18 protein-coding genes, 4 tRNA genes and 1 riboswitch are annotated in these 16,992 nt (G+C 43.0%); of the genes, 6 read left to right on the top strand and 16 right to left on the bottom strand.

Annotated elements, in window-relative coordinates:
* Positions 1 to 5: 5 nt before the first annotated feature.
* Both L1267_RS06520 and L1267_RS06515 read right to left on the bottom strand, forming a co-directional pair.
* A complete protein-coding gene (locus L1267_RS06520; RefSeq protein WP_171040436.1) occupies positions 6 to 428 on the bottom strand; it encodes a hypothetical protein in 423 nt (140 codons plus the stop codon).
* 154 nt (positions 429 to 582) lie between these two features.
* Entirely contained in the window at positions 583 to 1,203 is a 621-nt protein-coding gene (locus tag L1267_RS06515) for a MarC family protein (RefSeq protein WP_135923414.1), read from the bottom strand.
* A 94-nt stretch (positions 1,204 to 1,297) separates the two neighbouring features.
* On the opposite strand from L1267_RS06515, the gene L1267_RS06510 reads away from it, so the two are divergent.
* From L1267_RS06510 to L1267_RS06500, 3 genes are all read left to right on the top strand, one after another.
* Positions 1,298 to 1,732, top strand: coding sequence for a transcriptional repressor (locus L1267_RS06510; RefSeq protein ID WP_138558083.1), 435 nt, complete (start codon positions 1,298 to 1,300; stop codon positions 1,730 to 1,732).
* 75 nt (positions 1,733 to 1,807) lie between these two features.
* Positions 1,808 to 2,275 carry a chemotaxis protein CheX gene (locus tag L1267_RS06505; protein WP_135923412.1) on the top strand — a complete coding sequence of 156 codons (468 nt, stop codon included), beginning with the start codon at positions 1,808 to 1,810 and terminating at the stop codon, positions 2,273 to 2,275.
* Positions 2,272 to 2,697, top strand: coding sequence for a secondary thiamine-phosphate synthase enzyme YjbQ (locus L1267_RS06500; protein ID WP_235382415.1), 426 nt, complete (start codon positions 2,272 to 2,274; stop codon positions 2,695 to 2,697). The genes L1267_RS06505 and L1267_RS06500 overlap by 4 nt, the downstream gene beginning before the upstream one ends.
* 70 nt (positions 2,698 to 2,767) lie before the next feature.
* Here the strand turns inward: L1267_RS06500 and L1267_RS06495 are convergent.
* From L1267_RS06495 to orn, 5 genes are all read right to left on the bottom strand, one after another.
* Positions 2,768 to 2,843 (bottom strand) — tRNA-Gly (locus L1267_RS06495).
* An 85-nt stretch (positions 2,844 to 2,928) separates the two neighbouring features.
* Positions 2,929 to 3,004, bottom strand: a tRNA-Gly gene (locus tag L1267_RS06490).
* A gap of 85 nt (positions 3,005 to 3,089) precedes the next feature.
* A tRNA-Gly gene (locus L1267_RS06485) sits at positions 3,090 to 3,165 on the bottom strand.
* A gap of 99 nt (positions 3,166 to 3,264) precedes the next feature.
* Positions 3,265 to 3,340: transfer RNA gene (locus tag L1267_RS06480), tRNA-Gly, on the bottom strand.
* A 93-nt stretch (positions 3,341 to 3,433) separates the two neighbouring features.
* Positions 3,434 to 3,979 carry an oligoribonuclease gene (orn, locus tag L1267_RS06475; RefSeq protein ID WP_135923411.1) on the bottom strand — a complete coding sequence of 182 codons (546 nt, stop codon included), beginning with the start codon at positions 3,977 to 3,979 and terminating at the stop codon, positions 3,434 to 3,436.
* 122 nt (positions 3,980 to 4,101) lie between these two features.
* Here orn and rsgA point away from each other — a divergent pair, with 122 nt between their 5' ends.
* Both rsgA and asd read left to right on the top strand, forming a co-directional pair.
* Positions 4,102 to 5,160: a small ribosomal subunit biogenesis GTPase RsgA gene (rsgA, locus tag L1267_RS06470; protein WP_138558220.1), complete on the top strand. Its 1,059-nt coding sequence runs from the start codon at positions 4,102 to 4,104 to the stop codon at positions 5,158 to 5,160.
* Positions 5,161 to 5,178: 18 nt separating this feature from the next.
* Complete coding sequence (gene asd, locus L1267_RS06465) at positions 5,179 to 6,045, top strand: archaetidylserine decarboxylase (protein ID WP_171040440.1); 867 nt, start codon at positions 5,179 to 5,181, stop codon at positions 6,043 to 6,045.
* Between the two features lie 65 nt (positions 6,046 to 6,110).
* Here the strand turns inward: asd and L1267_RS06460 are convergent, their stop codons facing one another.
* The 8 genes from L1267_RS06460 to L1267_RS06425 form a co-directional block, all read right to left on the bottom strand.
* Positions 6,111 to 6,866, bottom strand: a complete 756-nt coding sequence (locus L1267_RS06460) for a HesA/MoeB/ThiF family protein (RefSeq protein WP_235382414.1) — start codon at positions 6,864 to 6,866, stop codon at positions 6,111 to 6,113.
* A gap of 1 nt (position 6,867) precedes the next feature.
* Entirely contained in the window at positions 6,868 to 8,391 is a 1,524-nt protein-coding gene (gene thiE / locus L1267_RS06455; protein ID WP_235382413.1) for a thiamine phosphate synthase, read from the bottom strand.
* A 15-nt stretch (positions 8,392 to 8,406) separates the two neighbouring features.
* A complete protein-coding gene (locus tag L1267_RS06450; RefSeq protein WP_235382412.1) occupies positions 8,407 to 9,189 on the bottom strand; it encodes a thiazole synthase in 783 nt (260 codons plus the stop codon).
* 1 nt (position 9,190) lies between these two features.
* The gene (thiS, locus tag L1267_RS06445; RefSeq protein ID WP_171041525.1) at positions 9,191 to 9,388 is read right to left on the bottom strand and encodes a sulfur carrier protein ThiS; all 198 of its coding nucleotides are present in this window, start codon (positions 9,386 to 9,388) and stop codon (positions 9,191 to 9,193) included.
* An 8-nt stretch (positions 9,389 to 9,396) separates the two neighbouring features.
* A complete protein-coding gene (locus L1267_RS06440) occupies positions 9,397 to 10,401 on the bottom strand; it encodes an FAD-dependent oxidoreductase (protein ID WP_235382411.1) in 1,005 nt (334 codons plus the stop codon).
* A gap of 74 nt (positions 10,402 to 10,475) precedes the next feature.
* On the bottom strand, positions 10,476 to 12,428 hold the full coding sequence (gene thiC / locus L1267_RS06435; RefSeq protein WP_235382410.1) for a phosphomethylpyrimidine synthase ThiC: 1,953 nt from the start codon (positions 12,426 to 12,428) through the stop codon (positions 10,476 to 10,478).
* A gap of 144 nt (positions 12,429 to 12,572) precedes the next feature.
* Positions 12,573 to 12,674, bottom strand: a riboswitch (TPP riboswitch).
* Between the two features lie 66 nt (positions 12,675 to 12,740).
* Positions 12,741 to 13,145, bottom strand: coding sequence for an META domain-containing protein (locus L1267_RS06430; RefSeq protein WP_135923403.1), 405 nt, complete (start codon positions 13,143 to 13,145; stop codon positions 12,741 to 12,743).
* A 123-nt stretch (positions 13,146 to 13,268) separates the two neighbouring features.
* The gene (locus L1267_RS06425; protein WP_054561129.1) at positions 13,269 to 13,658 is read right to left on the bottom strand and encodes an acyl-CoA thioesterase; all 390 of its coding nucleotides are present in this window, start codon (positions 13,656 to 13,658) and stop codon (positions 13,269 to 13,271) included.
* A 123-nt stretch (positions 13,659 to 13,781) separates the two neighbouring features.
* On the opposite strand from L1267_RS06425, the gene L1267_RS06420 reads away from it, so the two are divergent.
* Positions 13,782 to 15,881, top strand: a complete 2,100-nt coding sequence (locus L1267_RS06420) for a TonB-dependent receptor (protein WP_235382409.1) — start codon at positions 13,782 to 13,784, stop codon at positions 15,879 to 15,881.
* 69 nt (positions 15,882 to 15,950) lie between these two features.
* On the opposite strand, the gene epmA is transcribed toward L1267_RS06420, so the two are convergent.
* On the bottom strand, positions 15,951 to 16,925 hold the full coding sequence (epmA, locus tag L1267_RS06415) for an elongation factor P--(R)-beta-lysine ligase (protein WP_235382408.1): 975 nt from the start codon (positions 16,923 to 16,925) through the stop codon (positions 15,951 to 15,953).
* Between the last annotated feature and the right edge of the window lie 67 nt (positions 16,926 to 16,992).

Below are 16,992 nucleotides of genomic sequence, written 5' to 3'. Positions count from 1 at the left end.
ATAAGTTAACTTTTAACTTCATTAAGGAGGTGTTCTAAGTTTTTACCTGTAAGTTCAAATATGGTGATTTCTAACTCTTTATAATCTTCGTTCTTAAGGTTAACTAGTTTGGCACCCACTGCAATACGCGCTACTTTTTCAACAGGGTCGATTTCAACAATTTCAATTGATGCATGAGTATCATGATCTTTTGACTGCACATAGTATTCACTAAAAAATGTACCATCAGCGCGAACATTCGGGTTGCTGTCAGACACTGATTGTAAAAGTGTACCTTTCTTTAAATCACTTTTACGAAGTGAAAAGCTGTACTCAGCAACATTTGCATGACCAATGATCACTGTTACTGCGCTTTCACCATTAATTTTAAAATCATGATCAGTTACTTCAATAACTTTTAACTTACCACTGTCATAGGTTGGCTCCATGCAAGCACCTAAACTAAAAATCAGAAAAACTGATAAAACAACATTTTTGAGTAGCATTCTCTATTCCTTAAATTTTTATTGCCTACTTCTTAACTTAGATAAAAGAAGACAAATATTCAAAGTTTAAATTACTGAAAATGCACTTTAATTCATCTTATCCAACGACACTCAAACCAAAGTAGTGAGCTATGCCGCCAAGAATGTTTGTCACAGCCACTGAAGATAAAATTAGTCCCATCACTCGGCTGATTATACTGGCACCACTATCACCAATTAATTTGTGAACTTGAGTAGCCAATAAAAGTAAGACTAAGACGATAATGAGCACCGATAACATTATCGCAGAGGTAACTAGTTGCTCTAACCATGTGTATTCATTATTGCGTGTCATCAACACTGCACCGAGCATTGCCCCCGGGCTTGCAATAGATGGAATTGCCAGCGGAAAGATAGCCGTTTCGGTACTATCACGGACACTTTTAATTTCGCTTTCAGGCTTACTCTCGCCAAAGATCATAGACAGCGCAAAAAGTAATAGAACAATGCCGCCAGCAATCTGAAATGCCGATAAAGGAATTTTAATTGCGTTTAACAGCAACTCCCCAGCAATAACAAAGAAAAGTAAAACTAATGCCGACACTCCTACCGCTTTAAGTGCAACTTTGCGTTTAAACTTGGCATCATCCCAGCGGGTTACAGCAATAAAGACAGGCACCGTACCGATTGGATCAATCACAGCAAAAAAGAAAATGAACGCGGCGAGCAACTCAGTCATTAACAAACTTCCTTGAAAACGAGATAGCGAATAAAAACACTGCAACTACAATACAGTATGTTAGTATATCACGGTAGCGTAAGGATAAGAGAAGATGAATATAGAATCACTCGTTAGTAAAGCAAAACAAGTCTGCGACAATCGTGGTGCACGTTTCACGCCTATCCGTGAAAAAGTATTTCGCCTTTTAGCTAGTGCGCAAGGTGGTGTAGGTGCTTATGACTTATTAGAACAACTTAAATTAACTGAGTCTGGTGCAAAACCTGCCACTATTTATCGCGCGTTAGATTTTTTGTCTGAACTTGGCTTTATTCATAAAATCGAAAGTACTAACTCTTTTATGTTGTGCCATCATTTCGATCATATTCACCCTGTACAACTATTAATTTGCGACAGCTGTGGTTTTGTTAAAGAGTTACATTCAACAGTGATTTCTCACGAACTGAATAATCTCGCCGCAGAAAGTGGATTTATTGTCTCTGGACAAACTATCGAAGCACATGGAAAGTGTGAAAATTGCAAAGATTAAGTGCACTGTTCTGAACAGCCACTACACTTAAGTTATAATTGCAGCTTGGCTGCGTAACCTGAGGGAAATTAAATAATGAATGTGGAGTTCATCAACCCATTTTTATCATCATTATTAAATGTATTGAGCACCATGGCTCAAACAGAATTGAAACCGGGTAAACCTAGTTTAAAAAAAGATGAAGTAGCCCGTGGTGATGTTTCCGGTTTAATAGGTATGGTTGGACCACAAACAAAAGGCTCACTTTCAATCTCATTTGATGAAAGCCTAGCATTAACCATTATGGAAAGAATGCTCGGAGAACGACCAGAAACTATCGATGAAGAAGTTACCGATATGGTCGGTGAAATCACTAACATGGTGACAGGTGGTGCTAAAAACCTACTTGGCGAAAAAGGCTATGAGTTTGATATGGCAACGCCAGTTGTAGTGTCTGGCAAAGGACATACAATTGCTCACAAATGCGAAGGTGCCAAGGTGTTAATTCCATTCACGTCAGCTGACGGTAACGCCAATATCGAAGTAAGCTTTGATAAACTATGAGTTGGCAGCAAAAAACAATTCAATTAAAGCCTCGCTCGCGAGGCTTTCACATTATTGATGACGAAATACTTCGTCAACTCCCCGAAATAACACAGTACAAATTCGGTTTATTACACCTTTTCATTCAGCATACTTCTGCAAGCTTAACCATTAACGAAAATGCAGATCCGACTGTGCGAATGGATATGGAAAGTCACTTCAATCACTTTGTACCAGAACGACAAAGTTATTATCGTCATGATTATGAAGGTGATGACGATATGCCAGCCCATATAAAAAGCAGTACATTAGGTGCTGAACTCACCATACCAATTAATCAAGGCCGCTTAATGCTAGGCACATGGCAAGGTATTTATTTAGGTGAACACCGAGACCATGGTGGTGCTAGACGGATTGTCGCGACAATCCAAGGTCAGATCTAAAACTAGCGGTAAGCTGTAAGCAAAACTTGGCTTTATATTTAAGAAAGTGTTTTGGGGTTTATTTAGAGATTGGAGCGGCACACGAGGCTCGAACTCGTGACCTCAACCTTGGCAAGGTTGCGCTCTACCAACTGAGCTAGTGCCGCATAATAAGTTACTAGTTTTAAGTTACAAACTTCAAGTTAGTTACTTTCCCCTTGAAACTTATATCAATTTCTTTTGGTGAGAAATTGGAGCGGCACACGAGGCTCGAACTCGTGACCTCAACCTTGGCAAGGTTGCGCTCTACCAACTGAGCTAGTGCCGCACAATAAGTTACTAGTTTTAAGTTACAAGCTTCAAGTTAGTTACTTTCCTCTTGAAACTTAAGCCAATTTCTTTTGGTGAGAAATTGGAGCGGCACACGAGGCTCGAACTCGTGACCTCAACCTTGGCAAGGTTGCGCTCTACCAACTGAGCTAGTGCCGCACAATAAGTTACTAGTTTTAAGTTACTAGTTTTAAGTTACAAGCTTCAAGTTAGTTACTTTCCTCTTGAAACTTAAGCCAATTTCTTTTGGTGAGAAATTGGAGCGGCACACGAGGCTCGAACTCGTGACCTCAACCTTGGCAAGGTTGCGCTCTACCAACTGAGCTAGTGCCGCATTCAATTACTTAGAGACATACCAACCCCGCGGGGGTTAACGTCTTAAGCGGGGCAGGATTCTACAATAATCCGATGTGTTTGCAAATGTTTTTTACAAATTAAAGAATTTTTCTTGGTAAACCTTTAATTCCATGATCGAATCTTTGATATCGTCGAGGGCTAGATGCGAACCTTTTTTGTTCACTTGTGCTAACACGTCAGGTTTCCAGCGACGCGCAAGCTCTTTAACTGTGCTTACATCGAGGTTACGGTAGTGAAAGTAGTCTTCCAATTCAGGCATGTACTTATTCATAAAGCGGCGATCTTGGCCGATAGAATTACCACACATAGGCGAAGCACCCGCAGGTACCCATTGCTTCAAAAATGCCAGTGTTTGCTCAATGGCATCTTGCTCTGTGAATGTGCTTGCTTTACAGCGAGCTGTTAAACCAGATTGACCGTGCTGAGTCGTACACCACTCATCCATGCCATCAAGCAGTTCATCGCTTTGATGAATAGCAATAACAGGGCCTTCAGCCAAAATGTTTAAATCACTGTCGGTGACAACAGTGGCAATTTCGAGTATTTTATCTGTTGCTGGTTCGAGGCCGGTCATTTCCAGGTCGAGCCAGATAAGATTTGATTTATGAAAAGACATAGTTACCTTAGCGGTGCTTTCCTTTAGATCCAACGCATTTAGATATATCATATTAGTATCATCAGTCGACCTAAAGCTTTTTTTTCAAAAAGCCCGACATTTACTCAAGTTATAGGCCAAAAGTGGCAAAACAAAAGAAATTAAGTAAAGGCCAATCGCGTCGAATTAAGGCCAACCATCAAAAACGCCTCTCTAATGCAGATAAAAAGCAAGAGAAAGGGGCAACTGTGCAATGGCAAAATGACAATTTAGGTCCTGCCGAAAATGCGGTAGTGATCAGTCGATTTGGCCAACATGCCGACATCGAAACCGAATCAGGCAGCATATTACGTTGTAATATTCGCAGAACAGTATCGAGCCTTGTCTGTGGTGATGAAGTTATTTTTCGCCGTGCAAAAGTTAGCGAAGGCGACTTAGCTGGCGTTATTGAAGCAACTCATGAACGTCGCTCACAACTAACGCGCCCTGATTTTTATGACGGGGTAAAAGTCGTCGCTGCCAATATCGACCAAATTTTAATGGTCTCTGCGGTACTGCCTGAGTTTACGCCAAACATTATCGATCGCTATTTAGTTGCCTGTGAAGACATGGGAATTGAGCCTATTTTAGTGCTCAACAAAATAGATTTAATTGACGATGAAGGCCTTGCTTTTATTGATGAAATTCTCGATATCTATCGAGAGTTAGGTTATCAAGTACTGTTAGTTAGTAATAAAACGGGTCAAGGCATCGATGAACTTAAACAAAAACTGGTCGGTAAAAACAGCATTTTTGTTGGTCAAAGTGGTGTGGGTAAATCAACCTTAGTGAACACTGTACTGCCAGATGCTGACATTCTAACCCAAGAAGTCTCCGAGAACAGTGGCCTTGGTCAACACACAACAACCGTATCTCGATTACACCATTTACCAAGTGGCGGTAACCTTATCGACTCACCAGGAATTCGTGAGTTTGGCTTGTGGCATTTAGATGTTGAGCGCGTTACATGGTGCTTTAAAGAGTTCCGTGATTTTATTGGTGGCTGTCGTTTTCGAGATTGTAAGCATTTAAACGATCCTGGCTGTATAATTCGCCAAGCTGTTGATGATGGTGAAATTTCAGAACTTCGCTTTGACAGTTACCACCGAATTTTAGAAACTATGGCCGACGGCCGTGCTGGTGCACGCGCTCCTCGCGTATAACTATTTAGGAAATAACAAGTGAGTTTAGATAAATTCAAAATTGCTATGCAATATGCCATGCCAAAACATTTCATTTCGCGCATGGTTGGCAAGTTGGCAGCAGCAAAAGCGGGTGGCTTAACAACGGCCTTAATTAAATTGTTTATCAAACAATACAAAATTGATATGAGTGAGGCTAAATACCCAGATCCAGCTCATTACAAAACTTTTAATGAGTTTTTCACTCGCCCATTAAAAGAAGGCATTCGTCCACTTGCTGAAGAAAGCGACATTATTGCTCACCCAGTTGATGGTGCAATTAGCCAATTAGGCGATGTAGTAGACGGTCAAATCATCCAGGCAAAAGGCCACGACTACAGCTTACAAGCACTACTTGGTGGCAAAGAAGAAGACACAGCGCCGTTTTTAGGCGGTAAGTTTGCGACTATTTATTTAGCGCCTAAAGATTACCACCGTATTCACATGCCTGTTGATGGTACGCTGAGCAAAATGATTTACGTTCCGGGTGATTTATTTTCGGTAAACCCGTTAACAGCGCAAAATGTACCTAACCTATTTGCTCGTAACGAGCGAGTTGTGGCTATCTTCGAAACCGAAATTGGCCCGCTAGCTATGGTACTAGTTGGTGCGACAATTGTTGCTAGCATCGAGACTATTTGGGCAGGCACAGTAACGCCACCAGCAGGTAAAGATGTATTTAGTTGGAATTACCCAACTAAAGGTGACAACGCGATTACTCTGAAGAAGGGTGAAGAAATGGGTCGCTTTAAATTAGGCTCTACCGTTATTTTAGCCTGGGGTGCAAATCAAGCTGAGTTCTTATCAGATCAACACCCAGAGACAGTAACACGTATGGGCACACCATTTGCGAAAATTAACGATTAATAAGTTCAATTAAGCAAACCACTTTAGCTAAAGTGGTTTGCTTAAAATTCACTATAAAACCGCGCCTATACCCCACGATTACACTCTAAACATTCACTATCTTTTTGAATATTAAAGCGCTGCTGTTTTAGTGTTAGCCCATCAAATTGAATAAACTCACTACCGACTTTATGGCCAAGCAATATATTGATAGCCAATAAGCTTTGTATGCTGCCCATAACCCCCAGTAACGGGCTCAATACCCCAGCATTATCGCAATTAAGCGCTGTTTTCTCCTCAGTTTGCGGGAACACACAACCATAGCAAGGGCTCTGTTCATCACGAAAATCAAAACTCATCACTTGCCCCTGTGTTGCAATAGCCGCAGCTGATACAAGTGGGATAGATTTAGCTAAACAATAGCGATTAACCAAATAGCGGGTAGCAAAGTTATCACTACAATCGAGGATAATGTCAGCACCTTCAAGTAACTCAGCACAGTTACTTTCATCAAGCTTTTGGCATAGAGGCTTAACCGTAATTTGATTATTTAAACTGCTTAATACCTTGGCAGCCGCCTGTGTTTTTGCCTGCCCCAAGTGGTTTACTTTATAGAGTATTTGTCGCTGTAGATTTGAAAGCTCAACTTTATCGTCGTCAATCAAAGTGAGCGTTCCGATTCCTGCAGCCGCTAAATAAAACAGTGCTGGTGAGCCAAGCCCACCTGCCCCGACAACCACAATATGTGCAGACTTTAACTTTTGCTGCCCCGCATGCCCCACCTCTTTTAATAGCAAGTGGCGGCTATAACGAATTTGCTCTTTGTCGCTTAAAGCGCTCATATTAAAACTGACCTTCGACCAGCAGTTTTAACTTGGCAATGGCTGCTTGGTAGTCTTCGGCTTCAGTAATCGCACGTACTACGGCAACACTGCCAACCCCCGTACTCGCAACTTGCTCTGCACGTGATATATCAATTCCACCAATCGCCACAGTTGGGTAATCGGCCATTAATGGCACAAATTTTTCGAGCTTTTCTAAACCTTGAATTTGCCCTGTCATGTCTTTGGTGGTGGTTGGATAAATAGCGCCAAACGCCATATAACTTGGTCTGTAATTGTGCGCGCGTAGCATTTCGTAAAAGCCATGAGTCGAAACACCTAAGCGTAACCCAGCCTCTTTTATGGCAATTAAATTAGCGGTTTGTAAGTCTTCTTGCCCTAAATGCACACCATAAGCGCCGTGTTTAATCGCTAATTGCCAATAATCATTGATATACACCTGCGCATCGTACTTCTGCCCCAGCATAACCGCACTAGCAATGGCATCTTCGAGTGTTGCATCGTCTGCATTTTTCATTCTTAATTGAACTGTTTTAACCCCTTCGGCTAAACACTTCTCTAACCAATTAACCGTATCAACAACGGCATATAACCCAAGCTGTTTAGAGTCGCATTCGGCAAAGCCTGCTGCCATGGTAAAATCAACTGGGCAGTCAAAGTCGAGCTCATCACCTAGCCAACTTCCCGCCTCGATGACTTGTGGGTAATCCGCGAGATTTGTTGGAAAGCAAGTGTGTGCAACGGGGCCAATCCCTTCGCCATAACGAACGGCTGCTTTTAAACCTTGGTTTATATAGGCTTTTGCTAAAATAAAGGCATCTTTGAGTGGATACTGTTTGGCTAAACACGCAGCAATAACAGATGCCATACTGCATCCAGTACCGTGACTATGCGGAGTTTGAATTTTTTCGTTACCAAGCCAATATGCCTGCTCACCTTGTACGCAGTAATCAATACAATAGCCACTTGGGTAATCCCAATGACCCCCTTTTATGATCACCGCTTTTGCACCATAGCCTGTTAACTTCTCGGCGGCTTCTTTCACTGCGCTTGGGCCAATCAAATAAACACCGGTTAATAGCTGCGTTTCGTGAGTGTTCGGTGTTACAACATCGACTAATGGCAATAAACACTCTTTAATGGCACTAACAGTATCTTCTTCTGTAAGTAAGTCACCACTTGAGGCAATGGCAACCGGATCATAAACAACCAAAGGCGGCTCTGCCCAAGTTGCTTTGTAATGTTTTAAATGCTCACTAATAAGCTGTATTTGCTGCACATTGGCAAGCATGCCAATTTTAATCACGCTGGCAGGCATATCACTGGCTAAGGCTAATAGTTGCGACTCAATCACTTCTGTTGAAATCGGGTTCAGCGCTTCTACACCTAAACTATTTTGTGCCGTTAAAGCAGTAATAACCGTACAGCCATGTACATTAAAACTTTGCATTGCCTTGATATCGGCTTGAATTCCTGCACCGCCGCCCGAATCTGAGCCAGCTATGGTCCATACAACCTGATTCATGTTACTCCTCACATTTTATTCTTGATGCCAAAATGGCATTCCGAGCGTCGGCGTTGATGGGCTTGCTACGTCTTTCTCTGGCATCGCTTTGGCCAAATAGCTATATCGCCCCGCTTCAACCGCACTCTTAAACGCTTTACTCATCGTCACTGGGCAACCTGCACCTGCAATTGCCGAGTTTAATAATACGGCATCATACCCTAATTCAAGCGCTTGGCAGGCATGAGATGGTAAACCTAAGCCCGCATCAACAATTAACGTATGGTTTGGCAAGCGCTCACGGATCATTTTTAAGTTGTAAGGATTCAGCAAGCCTTTACCCGTACCAATCGGTGCGCCCCAAGGCATTAATACTTCGCAGCCTAAATCAGCGAGGCGCTGACACAGCACTAAATCATCTGTGCAATAAGGTAAAACTTTAAAGCCATCGGCCAATAAAATTTTAGTGGCTTCGAGCAGTGCGATTAGATCTGGCTGTAAATTATATTCATCACCAATTAGTTCTAACTTGATCCAATCAGTGGCGAACACTTCGCGGCACATTTGTGCCAAGGTCACCGCTTCTTTCACACTATGACAACCCGCCGTATTTGGCAGCACCTTTAACCCGGTGTTTTTTATCAATTGCCAAAAATCATCACCCGCAGAAGCGCTTTGCTGACGTCTTAATGAAACCGTGACAATCTCAGCCTGTGAGGCCACTATCGAATCCTGCATAACACTTGGCGAAGGGTACAGTGCTGAGCCAATCAGTAACCGACTCGTAAATTGCTCACCATAAACCGAAAAACTATCCATCTTAGCCTCCTTGAATTGGCGACAATAACTCAATGCTGTCGCCTTCGTTGAGGGTTTTAGCATCGCACTGGCTGCGCGGTACAAAGTCACCATTAACGGCAACGGCAAATGGCGGTCTTGCACCAAACTGGCTCAACGCCTGAGTCAGCGATGTATTGTCGTTCACTGTAACTGACTGACCATTAATTAAAATATTCATTTTTATCCTTAAGCAATTAAGCTCACTGCGTCATCAACCACCTGAGGCGCAAGTAAATAGCCATGACGGTACAAGCCATTAATACTGATCACTCGACCTTGCTTTGTGACTTTCGGGCGGTTGTCTGCAAACGCTGGACGAAGCCCCGATTGCAAGCTTTCTATACGCCCTTCAGCAAAGCCGCTATGCACCGTATAAGCAGCAGACAATAACTCCAGTGCCGAACGCACGGTGACTTTACCTCGGTCTTGCGATTCGATTTCAGTCGCACCAATCACAAATTGATGATTTGGTTTAGGAGCAATATAAATTGGGTAACGCGGATGCATCAGTCGTATCGGTCTAGTTAGGTTCACCTCTGGTGCATATAAACGCGCCACCTCCCCTCTTACTCCACGCAGTAAAGGTTCAGTCTGTTTTGCACCTAAGCCTCGGCAATCAAATACATAATCAAAGCTTTGGCCATTCACCTGATGGGCGTTCAATTCAACTTTACAGCCAAAGTTAAATTGCACTCCTTGCGAGGTAAGCTTTTTAAAACTAGCGCCATAAAATGCCTGATTATCGAGTTGCCCTTCACAAGGTAAATACACTCCTTGATGGAAACGCCCAGCTAGTTCAGGCTCAAGATCAGCGATTTGAGAACCCACCAATGCCTGTGCCTGATAGCTTTCAAGCGGTTTTAAGCGGCTAACAAAACTTTGTAAATCGCCCCTATCTTGCTGATGAGCAACCACTAAACTGCCTGTTTGTTGAAAATACACAGCTTCATTGAGCTCACTTAAAATTTGCTGCCAACGAGTGATGCTATTAAGCCCTTGTAGGGCTAAATCCTGTTCACACAGGACTGATTCAGCAAGGGGTGCCAACATCGCTGCAGCAACGCTGCCGGCACTGTTGCTAGCATGTTCATCATCTTGCTCAAACACGCTCAGCTGGTGCTCTTTAGCAAGTGCCAATGCAGTTAAACGGCCAGTTAAACCAAAACCCAGTATCGCTATCTTTAATGACATAAACTTTCTAGGCCCCAGACTCTGGGCCCTAGGCAAAAAACCCAGAGCCTATCGCTGATGCCTAGCTCCATCAATTAAACTGCTTTGTGGTAAATCTCAGAGCCCGTTTTTTTGAACTCGTCTGATTTCGCTTTCATTTCGGCTTCAACATCAACCATTTTGATTTCGATAGCATCACCTACGTTATTTGGATCTATGCCTCTTGCTTCAAGATCTTTGGCGTAATCACGTACTTCTTGAGTGATCTTCATCGAACAAAACTTAGGTCCACACATAGAGCAGAAATGTGCAATCTTGCCTGATTCTTGTGGCAATGTTTCATCGTGATATTCGCGGGCGCGTTCTGGGTCTAAACCTAGGTTAAATTGGTCATGCCAACGGAACTCAAAGCGTGCTTTTGATAATGCATTATCTCGCTCTTGCGCACCCGGGTGGCCTTTTGCCAAATCGGCAGCATGGGCAGCAATTTTGTAAGTGATTAAACCTTCTTTAACGTCTTCTTTGTTTGGTAAGCCTAAATGCTCTTTAGGGGTTACATAACAAAGCATAGCGCAGCCGTACCAAGCAATTTGCGCAGCGCCAATACCTGATGTGAAATGATCGTACCCCGGTGCAATATCCGTGGTTAATGGACCAAGAGTATAAAACGGTGCTTCTTCACAGTGTTTTAGCTGCTCTTCCATGTTCTCTTTGATCATATGCATTGGCACATGGCCTGGGCCTTCGATGAATACTTGCACATCGTGTTTCCAAGCAAGTTTTGTCAGCTCACCTAAAGTACGTAATTCGCTGAATTGGGCTTCGTCATTCGCATCGGCAATAGAGCCCGGACGCAGGCCATCACCTAATGAAAAACACACATCATACTGTTTTAAAATTTCACAAATTTCTTCAAAGTGCGTGTATAAGAAGTTTTCTTTATGGTGCGCTAAACACCATTTCGCCATGATAGAACCACCACGCGAAACAATACCGGTAACACGCTTTGCCGTCATCGGCACGTAACGCAGTAATACCCCAGCATGAATAGTAAAGTAATCAACGCCTTGTTCTGCTTGTTCAATCAAGGTATCGCGGAAAATCTCCCACGTTAGGTCTTCAGCCACACCGTTTACTTTTTCAAGCGCTTGGTAAATTGGTACCGTGCCAATTGGTACTGGTGAGTTACGTACCACCCATTCACGGGTTTCGTGAATATAGCGACCCGTTGATAAGTCCATTACCGTGTCGGCGCCCCAACGAGTAGACCACACCATTTTTTCGACTTCTTCTTCGATTGATGAAGTGACCGACGAATTACCAATATTCGCGTTCACTTTAACTAAAAAGTTTCGGCCAATGATCATCGGCTCGGTTTCTGGATGGTTAATATTGTTAGGAAGCACAGCGCGGCCACGAGCAATTTCATCACGCACAAATTCAGGAGTAATAAAATCAGGAATGCTAGCACCAAACGATTCGCCTTTGTGCTGGGCTGCAAGTAACTCTTCACGAATTTTAGCGCGACCCATGTTTTCACGGATTGCCACATATTCCATTTCAGGCGTCACGATGCCTTGTCGCGCATAATGCATTTGCGTGACGTTTTTACCTGCTTTTGCACGGCGGATCTTTGGTAGGTGCTCAAAGCGGATATGATCTAGCCCTTCATCTGCCATACGCTGTTGAGAAAATTGTGAAGTCACTGAGTCTAAAATTTCAGTATCGCCGCGGCTTTCAATCCACTTTTCACGGTATTTCTCAAGACCCTTGCGCACATCGAGTTTAAAGTCAGGGTCAGTGTATGGACCTGATGTATCGTAAACACGAATTGGCGCGTTAGGCTCAAATACAGGGTTCTCTTCAGTACCACCGATGAAGGTATCGCTAAGGGTGATTTCACGCATCCCTACTCGCACATTATCTTGCGTGCCTTCTACATAAACTTTATGAGAATTAGGAAACGGTTGACCCGTTAAGTTATAAATATACTCTGATGCAGCCGCACGAACTTCACGGCGAGATGGTTTAGTTGTTGTGTTTGACATGACTTACCTCATTGCTTTAAGGGTTGTCTTGTCAGATATTGCATGTGCAATAGAGAGTGGCAAACGCCATTGGATCGTTAGTAAGTTAAATGCTTACCAGTGCAGCCTGTGCCGCTTATGCCCCAAAATTTGGCGCACAAGCGCCTAGTGAGGCAGCTTGTTCCCTACGCAGGTGTTAGCCTGATCAGGTTCACGGATCCCGCTTTCGCGATCTCAGCCTTGTTAAAGGCACTCCGACAAGTTTAAATTCGTTATTTTTTATTAACGCAATGAGTGTACGTTAGTTAAAAATTTGCTGCAAGCACATGCGCTTTAGTTTTTGGCGATAAAGGTAAAGCGATGCGTACCTTGCAAAGTCAGTTGCTCACCTTCAAGCTTAATGGCTGCACCTTCTCTTAACGCGGTTAACAAACTACGTTCGAGTTCATCGGCTTTCTCACCGCATGATTTACGTGTCATGCCTAGCTTGTTTACTACAATTGAATCATCGTCAGTTAGAACTGCTTCGCCAAAAAATTTATTACAGCCAGCAAAGCCATTTATTTGCATTGCTTCAATAAATCGCATTGATGCACTTTGCGACACATCAAGACTTAAGCCATTCACCTTTGATAACTGCCACTGAGTATATTTTAATTGTTCACTTGTGACTGTACTGGTTGATGAACACCCTAAACAAAATAATACAAACAAAAGTGGTACGGCTAAACGCTTCATATTTTTTACAATTCAAATTCCAATACCATAATAGTAACAATATTTGACTGCTTTGATCGTTAAAAAAACATGTTTTATCTGTAAAAAATTGTTCTAAGCCCCATTTTTTTGAAACACTCTCGCTTACTTGAATAAGTTATCGACTTCTTCTGGTAAAAAAGGACGACCTTTTTCATTTACCGACGTACCAATCACTAACGCTTGTAGCATCACTTTATCGTCATGTTTGCGATACACCGTTTGTCTAAATGCAAACTTTAAACGGCTGATACGCTCCGGCTCAACGGCCACGTAAAATTCATCACCCGGCACAAGTGATGCCTTGTAATCCATTTCGCTGCGAAGCACCACAAGGTTAACTTTTTCTCTTGCTAGCTTTGCAAAGTCGATACCTTGAGCATGTAAAAATTCATGGCGAGCATGTTCTAAGTAATTAAAATAAACACTGTTATTTACAATACCTTGTAAATCACACTCATAATCACGCACTTTAAAGTCGACTTTAAAGGTCATAGTCGTATTCCTAATCAATTTACGTATAATTGCCTGCGTTTATACCATAAAAATTGATTTTATAGCCATTTGGCTAGCTAGGTTGCTAGAATAGCAGTCCCGAAAATGGAGTTAAGAATCCACATGAAACGACGTTTATCATTATTATCTGCTGCCATCCTGCCTTTATTTGCAGCATCTTCGATTGCCTACGCTGAAGATGGTGAGTTGGAAACAATTGTAGTTACCGGTGATTTCAAAAAAGAAAGCATTCAAACATTAAGTGCCAGTGCTAGTTTATTTTCAGACCATGAAATCAATCAACGTGGTGCAAAGTTTTTAGATGAAATGCTTGCTAGTGCAGCGAATGTAAACTTTACCTCAGGGGCATCTCGTGGTCGTTTCGTGCAAATTCGTGGTGTAGGTTTACGCTCACAGTTTGTTGACCCCATTAATCCTTCGGTTGGCTTAGTGATCGACGGCATCAACTACTCTGGTTTAGGCGGCAGTTCACTGTTATTTGATATCGACCAGGTAGAAATTTATCGCGGCCCACAAGGGACTCGCTTTGGTGCTGATGCATTAGCTGGCATGATTCAAATGGAATCTGCAACACCCGCCCTTGACCCAAGTGTGAAAGTACAATTAGGTGCGGGCAACTACAACAGCTATGAAGCAGGTATTGCCGCAGGTACGGGTATTACCGACGACACAGCAGTACGCGCCAGTATTTATCAACGTGAGTCTGATGGCTATGTTGAAAACCGTTATTTAGGCGAAGATACCCAACAACAAGATGAGCTCGTTTCTCGCTTTAAATTACACAGCCAATTGACCGATCACCTACGTACTGAACTGAGCGTTCATTACATTGATATTAATAACGGCTATGATGCCTTCACCTTGGATAACAGCCGTTACAGTGTGGCTGATGAACCAGGCCAAGATAACCAAGAAAGCATTGCAGTTGGCCTTGCCAACATTTACACCGGCTTCGACTGGTTTGATGTTAGCCTAAACCTTTCAGGTATCGACAGCGAGCTGCTATACAGCTACGACGAAGACTGGGTGTGTAATGATGAAGCCCAACCAGAGTTATGTGCTGCAGGCTTGCATGAATGGGGCTATAGCTCAACAGATGCTTACTTTCGCGATCGTCAAGATCAAGCAGCCGAGCTGCAATTTAGCGGTAAGTCTGGTGAGTGGGTTGCCGGTATTTACTACCAAGGCCGCGAAGTTGATTTAGAACGCCAATACACTTGGCTTACGCAACCATTTGCATCAAATTATGAAACCAGCAATATTGCAGCGTATGGTCAATTAGCAACACCTATTGGTCCAAAAACAACCTTAATTACGGGTTTGCGTGTCGAGCAGTATCAAGGCGACTACACCGACAACAACGGTTTTATTGAAGAAACTGATGATGTCATGGTGGGCGGTAAGCTTGCACTTGAATACCAAGTGATTGATCGCACCATGATCTACACCAGCATTACTCGTGGCTATAAGGCTGGCGGTATTAACTCTGAAGCGTTAGCAAAAGCAAAAGATGAAAGCTTAAATCTAGATGCTGATTTCTTCGCTAATCACACATCATTTGCCCCTGAATACCTTTGGAGCAGTGAGTTTGGTGTGAAAGGCAGCTCACTAGACGATAAGTTTGTGTTACGTCTTGCCGCTTTCTACATGTATCGCGAAGATATGCAGCTAAAATCGTGGCAAGTTGAAGGTCAAAAATTCACAGGCTATATCGATAATGCCAGCTCTGGTGAAAACTACGGTTTAGAAATTGAAGGTAGCTTCCAAGCTACTGACAATTTACTACTCACGGGTAGTGCAGGTTATTTACATACAGAAATCAATAACTTTGTTGCGCAATCAGGCCTTGATCAAGATGGCCGTGACCAAGCACAAGCACCTAAATACCAATATGCATTCACTGCGCGTTATAACTTTACGCCAGCACTTTACGCATCAATTGGTGTAGAGGGCAAAGACGATTATTACTTCTCTGACAGCCATAACTCACAAGCACCAAGCACCAACTTGGTAAATGCTTCGTTTGGTTATGAAAGTGATAATTGGAGCATTAATGCATGGGCACGCAACTTATTTGATGAAGACGTACCAACTCGTGGTTTTGAGTTTGGTAACGACCCATTAGATGGTTACACCACTCATACTTACACCCAACTTGGCGAACCTATGGTTGCCGGTGTGACATTTATTTACGAGCTATAAACCGTAGGCGCGACTTTATGTCGCGCTTTTAAAATCAATGAAAATCGCGGGTTAAACCCGCTCCTACATTTAAGCCCTTTCAACATCAAAAGCGATCACGTCTTTGATCTTTTTCTTATTCGTTGCCAGCATAATGAGTCGATCAATACCCAGTGCGACACCCGCACATTGCGGCAAACCATGCTCTAGAGCAGCTATTAAACGCTCATCCATTGGCACTTGCTTTAAGCCATTTGCTTCACGGTACTGATTATCTTCACTAAAACGAGCTGCTTGCTCTTTGCCATTGGTCAGCTCATTAAAGCCGTTTGCCAGTTCCATATTTTTAAAATATAACTCAAAGCGCCCTGCTACTCGCTCATCGTGCTGACAAATTTGTGCAAGAGCTGCTTGCGAAGCTGGAAAATGATAAACGAAACAAGGCTTTTCTTGGCCAATTGTTGGTTCAACCTTCATACAAAATAATAGCTGTAATAAGGTATCGCGATGTGTTTCATTCGCGGCAATATCGGCAAAGCCCTGCTCTGTTGCTAGTTGCTGCAATGTGCTGATATCAGCAGTTAAAGGGTCTACACCTAAGGCGTTCATAAAGGCTTGCTGATAAGTGAGTCGCTCTGCGCTATCTACGCCAAGCACCAATTGCATAAGCTCATCCATTTCATCCATAAGCGCAAATTCATCAAAACCCGGACGATACCACTCAAGCATCGTAAATTCAGGATTATGATGGCTACCCGCCTCTTCATTTCGAAAGGCTTTGCACAGCTGGAAAATAGCCCCAGAGCCCGCAGCAAGTAAACGCTTCATGGCAAACTCAGGTGACGTTTGCAAATAAAGTGGTAAGCCACCAGCATGACCTGGGCCAACAAACTCGGTACTAAATGTCGCTAAATGCACGTCGGTTACACTGGCAGCACTTAGGCTTGGTGTTTCAACCTCCATAACATCCCGCGCATAAAAGAACTCACGAATACGGCGAATGATGGCGGCACGGTGGCGTAAAGTTTCAATATCGGCGCTTGGTTGCCAAAGGGCTTTAGACATAAACTGTTTCTCAAAAAAAATCCCAGCAGAAGCTGGGATTTTATAATAAATTGCTTAACAAAGCCTA

The organism is Pseudoalteromonas sp. OFAV1, from assembly GCF_021532595.1.
GTDB lineage: Bacteria > Pseudomonadota > Gammaproteobacteria > Enterobacterales > Alteromonadaceae > Pseudoalteromonas > Pseudoalteromonas lipolytica_C.
Note: the sequence above shows the minus strand (reverse complement) of the source record. Positions and strands in the feature narration are given on the sequence as shown.